Genomic DNA, 7937 nt, shown 5'->3' with positions numbered 1-7937 from the left:
GCCCGAAATTGCAAGGGAAGGAGCTTTGTAATGACTGCGCAACTGTTGATCTACGAAACCGTTATTCCGTTGTCCGCCGCGCGTCATCGCGGTTGCGCGGTCGAGATGGCCAGGAACTATGGCTTCAGCAGCAAGACCAATTCGGTGCCTCTGATGGCGGTCGAGTTTCCCGCCGCAGCATCCGAATATGCGATCGTGTTTGCCGGCACCAAGGACAACGTCATGCCGGCCGTCATTCTCGGCGTACGGGACAGCGAGAACCTGTTCCTGTCGGCGGATTCCAAGTGGGACGGCAAGTATGTCCCCGCCTTCCTGCGTCGCTATCCGTTCGTGTTCTCGACCAGCTCCGACGGCGAGCGGTTCGTTCTCTGCATCGACGAGGACTATTCGGGATTCAATCGTGACGGTCGCGGACAGAAACTGTTCGACGACGACAACAAGCCGACCCAGTATGTCCAGAACATCCTGACGTTCCTGCAGGAATATCAGACCCAGTTCAATCGCACCCAGGCCTTCTGCAACAAGGTGCGCGAGCTGGATCTGCTCGAGCCGATGCAGGCCCAGGTCGAACTCCCATCGGGCGAAAAGCTCTCGCTCGCGGGGTTCATGGCGGTGAACCGGGAGAAGCTGAAGGCACTGTCCGGCGAAAAGCTCGCCGAGCTTGCCAAGACGGACGAGCTCGAGCTGCTCTATCTTCACCTTCAGTCGATGCGCAACTTCCAGGCTCTTCCGTCGCGCCTCGCGGTCGTGAAGGGGGCAGCTCCGCCGGCGGTCGAACCGGGCGACGCCACGGAGGCGGAATCAGGCGATCGCCTGAATGGGGCGAGAGCATCCGCCTAGAGAACGGATCACATCGTGCCCCCGTGTGATTGCGACGCCTCATCGGCGATTCCGTCGCGCGCGCCGCGATGCTGCCCGCTATGGCAGCATCGCGGGCATAGCTCCGAGAGCGATGAGTAGCCATGACCACTGCGTCCCCGATCTATTCCTTCACCGAGGACGCAGCGCGGGCGGAGTCGATAGCCTGGGCTAAATTTTCGGCAGCCAAGGACAGTTCCGAGTTTTGCGCGAGCTGGCTTGCAATCCTTTGCATGCAGGTCGAAAGGGTGGGCGGGGGGCTCCTGTTGCTGGGGCCCGACAAGGACGGCGGCTACGTGCCCGCGGCGGTGTGGCCGCACCCCGGTCTGGACATGCAATATCTCAGCCCGGCCGCCGAACGGGCTCTGACCGAGCGCCGTGGAATCGTGCTGCCCTCGGAGGGGCATGGCGCTTTGCGCGAGCACCACGCCTTCATCGGCTACCCGATCGAAGTGTCCGGCACACTGCATGGGGTGGTGGTGCTCGATATCGGGCCCGGCCCGGAGGCTGCGTTGCAGCGGGCCTTGCGGCTGCTGCATTGGGCGAGCGCCTGGCTGATCGACCAGTTCCGCAAGGGCGCGCTGGAGGAGCGCGACGCGCGGCTCGCGCGAATGGGGCTCGCCATGGATATCGTGGCGACGGCCATGCAGGAGCGGCATTTCTCGGCAGCGGCGCTGGCTGTCGCCAACGAACTTGCAGGCCGCCTGGCCTGCGATCGGGTGAGCGTGGGGCTCGAGCGTTCAGGCAGCGTCCAGGTGAAGGCGATCTCGCATACGGCGACGTTCGATCCCAAGATGGACCTTGGCCGGCGCATCGGCAACGCCATGGACGAGGTGCTCGACCTCGACGTCGCGCTCGTGTTTCCCCCGCGTGACGACGTGGAGAGCGCGGCACTCGCGCATGCCGATCTCGCACGCGAGTACAGGGACGTTGCGATCTGCTCGGTGCCGCTTACGGATGACGGGCACGCGACCGGCGTCTTGACCCTGGAGCGGACGGCGGGCGAGCCGTTCGATATCGAGACCATCGAGCTGTGCAAGACGGTTGGCGCGCTGCTTGGTCCGATCCTGAAGCTCAAGCGAGACAGCGAGCGCGGTGTCCTGCGCCATGCCGGAACCTCCTTGCACCATGGCCTGGAGCTCCTGTTCGGGCCACGCCATCCCGGCGCGAAGCTCATCGCGCTTTTGCTGGTCGGCGTCATCCTGTTCTTCAGTGTCGCGACCGGGACGTATCGTGTTGCGGCGAAGACGGTGATCGAGGGGGCCGTACAGCGGATCGCCGCGGCGCCGTTCGACGGGTATATCGCGCAAAGCTTCGTCCGCGCAGGCGACACCGTTCATGCCGGGCAGGTGCTGTGCAAGCTCGACGACCGGGAGCTCAAGCTCGAACAAACGCGGTTGTCGTCCGAGCGTGAGCAGCTCGACCGCAAGTATCGGCAGGCGCTGGCGGCACAAGAGCGCGCGAACATGACGATCCTGCAGGCCCAGATCGAACAGGTCGACGCCATGCTGTCGCTGGTCACCGACAAGCTCGCTCGCGCCACGCTGCTGGCTCCCTTCGATGGTGTCGTCGTCGCGGGCGACCTGCACCAGCTTCTCGGAACGCCGGTCGAATTGGGCAAGATGCTCTTCACGGTCGCGCCATTGGACAGCTATCGCGTCATCCTGCAGGTCGAGGAACGCGACATCTCCTACGTGAAGCTCGCTCAACAGGGCGAGCTCACCCTCTCGGGTATTCCGCACCGGAGGATGGACTTCTCGGTCGAGCAGATGACGCCGGTCTCGACAGCCCAGGAGGGCCGCAACTATTTCCGGGTCGAGGCGCGGCTCCACAATGCATCCGAACGCGTGCGACCCGGCATGGAGGGCGTAGGAAAGGTCGATGTCGGTGAGCGCAAGCTGATCTGGATATGGACCCATAATTTCACCGACTGGGTCCGCCTGTCGATTTGGAAATGGCTGTTCTGATTGCGAGGTCGTGGTGAACGCGCCGTTGCTCAGCAATTGGTGGTATCGTGTCGCAGCGCGAAAGCCAAAGCTGCGCTCGCACGCGCGACTTCATCGGCACATCTATCGCGGCGAGGTCTGGTACCTTTTGCAGGATCCCGCCTCGTCGCGGGTGCATCGCTTCAGCCCTTCGGCCCGGTTGATCGTCTCACTCATGGACGGGACGCATTCCGTCGAGCAGTTGTGGGAGCTCGCGAACAGGCATCTGGGCGAGGACGCACCCAGCCAGGACGAGCTCATCCACCTGCTGGGCCAGCTGCATGCCGCCGACCTGCTGGAAAGCGACGTCACGCCTGACGTCGCCGAGCTTTTTACCCGCAGCGAGCGCGAGCAAAGGGCGCGCCATTTGCGCTCCTATGGGAATCCGATGGCGATCCGCATCCCGCTGTTCGATCCGGATCGGCTGCTCAATCGCTGGGCGGGTCTCGTGCGGTTTGTCTGGAGCGGCTGGGGGGCCCTCGCGTGGCTGGCGTTCGTGCTTCCGGCTTTCATTCTGATCTGGCCGCATTGGCCGGAGCTCAGCCACAATTTCAGCGACCGCGTGCTGGCTATCGACAATCTGTTCATCATTTATCTGGTCTTTCCCGCGATCAAGGCGTTGCACGAACTGGGGCACGCCTCCGCCACCAAGGCCGGCGGTGGAGAGGTCCACGATCTCGGCATCATCCTGCTGGTCTTGCTGCCGGTTCCCTACGTCGATGCCTCGGCCGCCACCGTTTTCAGGTCCAAGTATCGGCGCGCGCTTGTCGGCGCCGCCGGCATGGGCGTCGAGCTCTTCGTCGCGGCGATCGCGTTCTACCTGTGGCTTCTGGTCGAGCCGGGTTTGGTGCGAGCGATCCTGTTCAACGTCATGCTGATCGCGAGCGTGTCGACGCTTCTGTTCAACGGCAATCCGCTGCTTCGCTACGATGCCTATTACATCCTCGTGGATCTCATCGAGATTCCGAATCTGGCGGCGCGATCGTCGCGCTACTGGGGCTATCTGCTCGAGCGATACCTGCTCGGCGTCTCCGATCTGGAGCGCCCTGAGGCATCCGGCATGGAGCGAGTATGGTTCTTCTTCTACGGCCTGGCGTCGACGCTCTATCGCATCATGGTGACGATCTTCATCGCGTTGTTCATCGCGGGACAGTTCTTCTTCATTGGCGTCATTCTTGCTGTCTGGGCGGTGGCGGCGATGGCGATCCTGCCGATTACAAAGGCGGTGCGGCATCTCCTTGAGAATCCCCGCCTGCGCAAGCATCGCGCCCGTTCCGTCACGATCGCGGCCGGACTGGTGTTTGGCCTGGCTTTCTTTCTGGTCGCCGTCCCGATGCCCTACCATTCCAGCGTGGAGGGAGTGCTGTGGCTGCCCGAAGAAGCAATGGTACGCGCCGCCTCGAACGGCTTCGTCCACGAACTTCTGGTCACCCCGGGAACGCTGGTCACCCAAGGGGACCCGCTGATTCAGAGTCGGGAGCCGACGCTTGTCGCGCAATTGCGCAGGAACGAGGCCAAGGTGGCTGAGCTGCAGGCCGAGTATGCCGCGCAATTCGTGTCGGACCGCGCAAAGGCGCAGATTGTTCGCGACAAGCTCGAACTCGAACGCGCAAATTTGGGCCTTGCCCGCGAGCGCGCGTCTGACCTCGTGGCGCGTGCCCGCAGCGATGGCGTGTTCGTCGTGCCACAGATGGTCGATATGCCCGGCCGCTACTACCGTCGGGGCGAGCTGCTCGGCTACGTGGTCGGAAACGCGACGCCTCTGGCGCGTGTTGTCGTGCCGCAGGAGGCGGTGGACAGGGTGCGCCTGACCACCGATCGCATCCAGGTCCGCCCGGTGGACCAGCCGCGTCTGGTCCTGGAGGGACGCGTGTTGCGTGCGGTGCCCGCCGGTGGCGAATATTTGCCGAGCGCGGCGCTGGGCGTGGATGGCGGCGGGGATTTCGTGATTGATCCGCGCGATGCGAAGGGGCCGAAGACGCTGCAGCGGACCTTTCAATTCGACATTGAGCTTCAAGGTCTGGAGGCCGTGGACCATTTCGGCCAGCACGTCTTCGTCCGGTTCGAACACCGGATGGAGCCATTGGCCGTGCAATGGTATCGCAGCGTCAGACTGCTATTGTTGACGAACTTCCATGTCTAAGAGCGTTATGGAACTCGATCACCGCGACCTGGCGGTGGGCCGTCCCTATCCGGAACGCGCGGACCGCGAGCCGGCGGTGCACGATCGCGTAGCCGAATATCTGGCGAAAGGCCTGATCCAGCGCCCGTTCAGGCGGCTGCGCGATCCTGTTCGCGCCTTGATGCCCATCGTCGAGTATGCCGCTGCGCATGAGAACGCCTTGCGGATCATGAGCGACGAGGAGCTGCGCCTGCAGGCGTCCGCCATCCGCGCGAAACTGCGCAATTCGGGCTTTGCGCCGCCTCTGGTCGGCCGATGTTTTGCGCTGGTGCGGGAGGCTGCGACACGGACCATCGGTCAGCGGCACTATGACGTGCAGCTGATTGCGGGATTCGGGCTGCTGAAGGGCAGACTGGTGGAGATGGCGACCGGCGAAGGCAAGACCATTGCCGCGACGCTGCCTGCAGCGACCGTCGCGCTTGCCGGGTATCCCGTGCATCTCATCACCGTCAACGATTATCTTGCCCAGCGCGATGCAGGCGAGATGAGGGCGCTCTATGAATTCCTGGGCCTGAGCGTGGGCGCCGTGGTGCAGGGCATGTCGAGAGCCGAGCGGCGACGCGCCTATGCGAGCTCGGTGACGTATTGCACCAACAAGGAGCTAGCATTCGACTATCTGCGCGACCGTGTCGCTCTGACGCACCGAAGCAGCAGTCTGCATCTTTCGCTCGGGCGGTTGCGCGGCAGCCTGCAGCGCGACGAGGACCTCGTGCTACGCGGGCTTTATTTCGGCATCGTCGATGAGGCCGACAGTATCTTCATCGATGAAGCGCGTACGCCTCTGATCCTCTCATCGTCGACGGGGGCGGGCGAGGAGAGGCTGCAATGCGAGCAGGGCCTCCGGTTCGCGAGCTCTCTGGTCGCGGGAAAGCACTTTCAGATCGATCTCGCTGAGCGAAATCTGGCGCTGACCGAGGAGGGGCGCCAGGAGCTCGGCGAACTGACCGAAGGGCTGCAAGGCGTCTGGAGCTCGGTTCGCGCTCGCGAGGAGCTCGTGACCCAGGCTCTCACCGCGATGATGCTGTTCAACCGTGACCAACACTATGTCGTCATCGACGGCAAGGTCCAGATCGTGGACGAGTCGACGGGACGCGTGATGCCAGACCGCTCATGGGAGCGCGGCTTGCATCAGCTCATCGAGGTCAAGGAAGGTTGCGAACTGACCGACCGTCGCGAGACGCTCGCACGCATCACCTATCAACGGCTGTTTCGGCGCTACATTCGTCTGTCCGGGATGACGGGGACCGCCCATGAGGTCGCTCGGGAGATCAAGTCCGTGTACGGACTGGATGTCGTTCGCATCCCGCTGAATCGGCCCTCGCAGCGCCGTGTGGCTCTCCCTCTGGTATGTACAACCTCGGCTCAGAAGCTGCGGATCATTGCCGACAGGGTGGAGCGGCTGGCGATGGCCGAGGGCCGGGCGGTGTTGATCGGCACGCGCTCCGTGGGCGCCTCGGAGGAGATCAGTGCCGCCTTGAACGCGCGTGGCATTGCGCATGCGCTGTTGAATGCGAAACAGGACAAGGATGAGGCCGATGTGGTCGCGGCGGCCGGCGAGCCTGCGCGGGTGACGGTTGCGACGAACATGGCTGGCCGCGGTACCGATATCCGGCTTGGCGCAGGCGTCGCCGCGCGAGGCGGCCTGCATGTGATCTTGACCGAGTACCACGACTCCCGGCGGGTCGATCGCCAATTGTTCGGTCGCTGCGCCCGGCAGGGCGATCCCGGCAGCTGCGAGGCCATCGTTTCACTTCAGGACGAACTGTTTGTCATCCATGCCGGAGGGGTGACGCGCCTGCTTGCAAGGCTCGTTGGCGGCGGTGTTCCAATTCCGTCACGGCTCTACCAGCCGCTGCGTTGGCTGGCGCAGTTCCAGGCGGAGCGACGACACGGCTATGTGCGCGTGCAGGACGTGAAGCAGGATCGCCGGCTTGACCGGGTGCTTGCATTTTCGGGGAGAGGAGAATGAAACAAATCCAGGCGTCTGAGTGCGCCCCCGGCCCTCGGGCACGGCCTCTCGACTTCGGCGCGTCGCACGCAGTCTCGGGAGTTCTTTGCAGGGGGCTTGCGGTTCTGGCGCTTGCAATTCTCGCGGGAGCGGGATGCGCAAATGCCCAGGAGAGAAAGGCACAGGGGCAATTCGATTGTCTGATCCAGCCGAAAATGGTGCTCAAGCTCGGCACGTCCGTGCCGGGCCTCCTGAGTGAGATGCTGGTTGACCGTGGCGACATCATCAAGAAGGGTAACGTGGTTGCTCGGCTGGAGTCCGGAGTGGAGCAAGCGGCGGTTTCGCTGGCGAAGGCCCGGGCCGAAAACGAGGCAACGGTCCGCTCGAGCGTCGCCAAGCTCGAGTTTCAGCGGCGGAAGGACGAACGATCCAAGCTGCTGCGCAGGAACGACTCGGTTTCGGCGGCGGTTGCCGACGAAGCGGAGACGAGTGCACGGGTGGCCGAACAGGACGTCGAGGAGGCCAAGGTCAATCTTGCGATCGCAGGGCTCGAATTGGCGCGCGCGAACGAAGTGTTGAAGCTTCGTACCATCCGCAGCCCGATCGATGGTGTGGTCGTCGAGCGCAAGCTCGGCCCGGGCGAATACGCATTCGACCAGGCGCATCTCCTGACGGTTTCGCAGATCAATCCGCTGTTGGTTGAGGTTTATGTTCCCCTCGGCCAATTCGGAAAGATTCGCGTGGGGGCATCTGCGGAAGTCTATCCCGAGGATCCTGTCGGAGGCAGGTACGACGCCCTCGTCACGGTCGTCGATCAGGTCTTTGACGCGGCCAGCGGGACGATCGGCGTTCGCCTTGAACTGCCCAATCCGAACTACGCGCTTCCTGCCGGGCTCAAATGCCGAGTCCGTTTTCCCGGTATCGGCTGACACAAGTACAGAGACGGAGATCAGGTCAATTCTAT

Annotated in this window: 5 protein-coding genes; all 5 read left to right on the top strand. The window is 63.6% G+C overall.

Going from position 1 to position 7937, the window contains the following annotated elements:
* Positions 1-30: 30 nt before the first annotated feature.
* The 5 genes from JQ617_RS38085 (at position 31) to JQ617_RS38065 (ending at position 7902) form a co-directional block, all read left to right on the top strand.
* Positions 31-840: a SapC family protein gene (locus JQ617_RS38085; RefSeq protein WP_212030837.1), complete on the top strand. Its 810-nt coding sequence runs from the start codon at positions 31-33 to the stop codon at positions 838-840.
* 122 nt (positions 841-962) lie between these two features.
* Positions 963-2825, top strand: coding sequence for a GAF domain-containing protein (locus tag JQ617_RS38080; protein WP_212030836.1), 1863 nt, complete (start codon positions 963-965; stop codon positions 2823-2825).
* Positions 2826-2838: 13 nt separating this feature from the next.
* A complete protein-coding gene (locus JQ617_RS38075) occupies positions 2839-4986 on the top strand; it encodes a peptidase M50 (protein WP_212030835.1) in 2148 nt (715 codons plus the stop codon).
* 7 nt (positions 4987-4993) lie between these two features.
* Positions 4994-6994 carry a preprotein translocase subunit SecA gene (locus JQ617_RS38070; protein ID WP_212030834.1) on the top strand — a complete coding sequence of 667 codons (2001 nt, stop codon included), beginning with the start codon at positions 4994-4996 and terminating at the stop codon, positions 6992-6994.
* Positions 6991-7902: an efflux RND transporter periplasmic adaptor subunit gene (locus JQ617_RS38065; protein WP_212030833.1), complete on the top strand. Its 912-nt coding sequence runs from the start codon at positions 6991-6993 to the stop codon at positions 7900-7902. Before JQ617_RS38070 ends, JQ617_RS38065 begins: the two co-directional genes overlap by 4 nt.
* Positions 7903-7937: the final 35 nt, after the last annotated feature.

Source organism: Bradyrhizobium sp. KB893862 SZCCT0404 (assembly GCF_018130885.1).
GTDB classification, from domain to species: domain Bacteria; phylum Pseudomonadota; class Alphaproteobacteria; order Rhizobiales; family Xanthobacteraceae; genus Bradyrhizobium; species Bradyrhizobium stylosanthis.
Note: the sequence above shows the minus strand (reverse complement) of the source record. Positions and strands in the feature narration are given on the sequence as shown.

Excerpts from the sequence above, each read along its gene's own strand:
- JQ617_RS38080 (WP_212030836.1), top strand. The coding sequence starts at position 963 with ATGACCACTGCGTCCCCGATCTATTCCTTCACCGAGGACGCAGCGCGG.
- JQ617_RS38065 (WP_212030833.1), top strand. The coding sequence starts at position 6,991 with ATGAAACAAATCCAGGCGTCTGAGTGCGCCCCCGGCCCTCGGGCACGG.
- JQ617_RS38085 (WP_212030837.1), top strand. The coding sequence starts at position 31 with ATGACTGCGCAACTGTTGATCTACGAAACCGTTATTCCGTTGTCCGCC.
- JQ617_RS38070 (WP_212030834.1), top strand. The coding sequence starts at position 4,994 with ATGGAACTCGATCACCGCGACCTGGCGGTGGGCCGTCCCTATCCGGAA.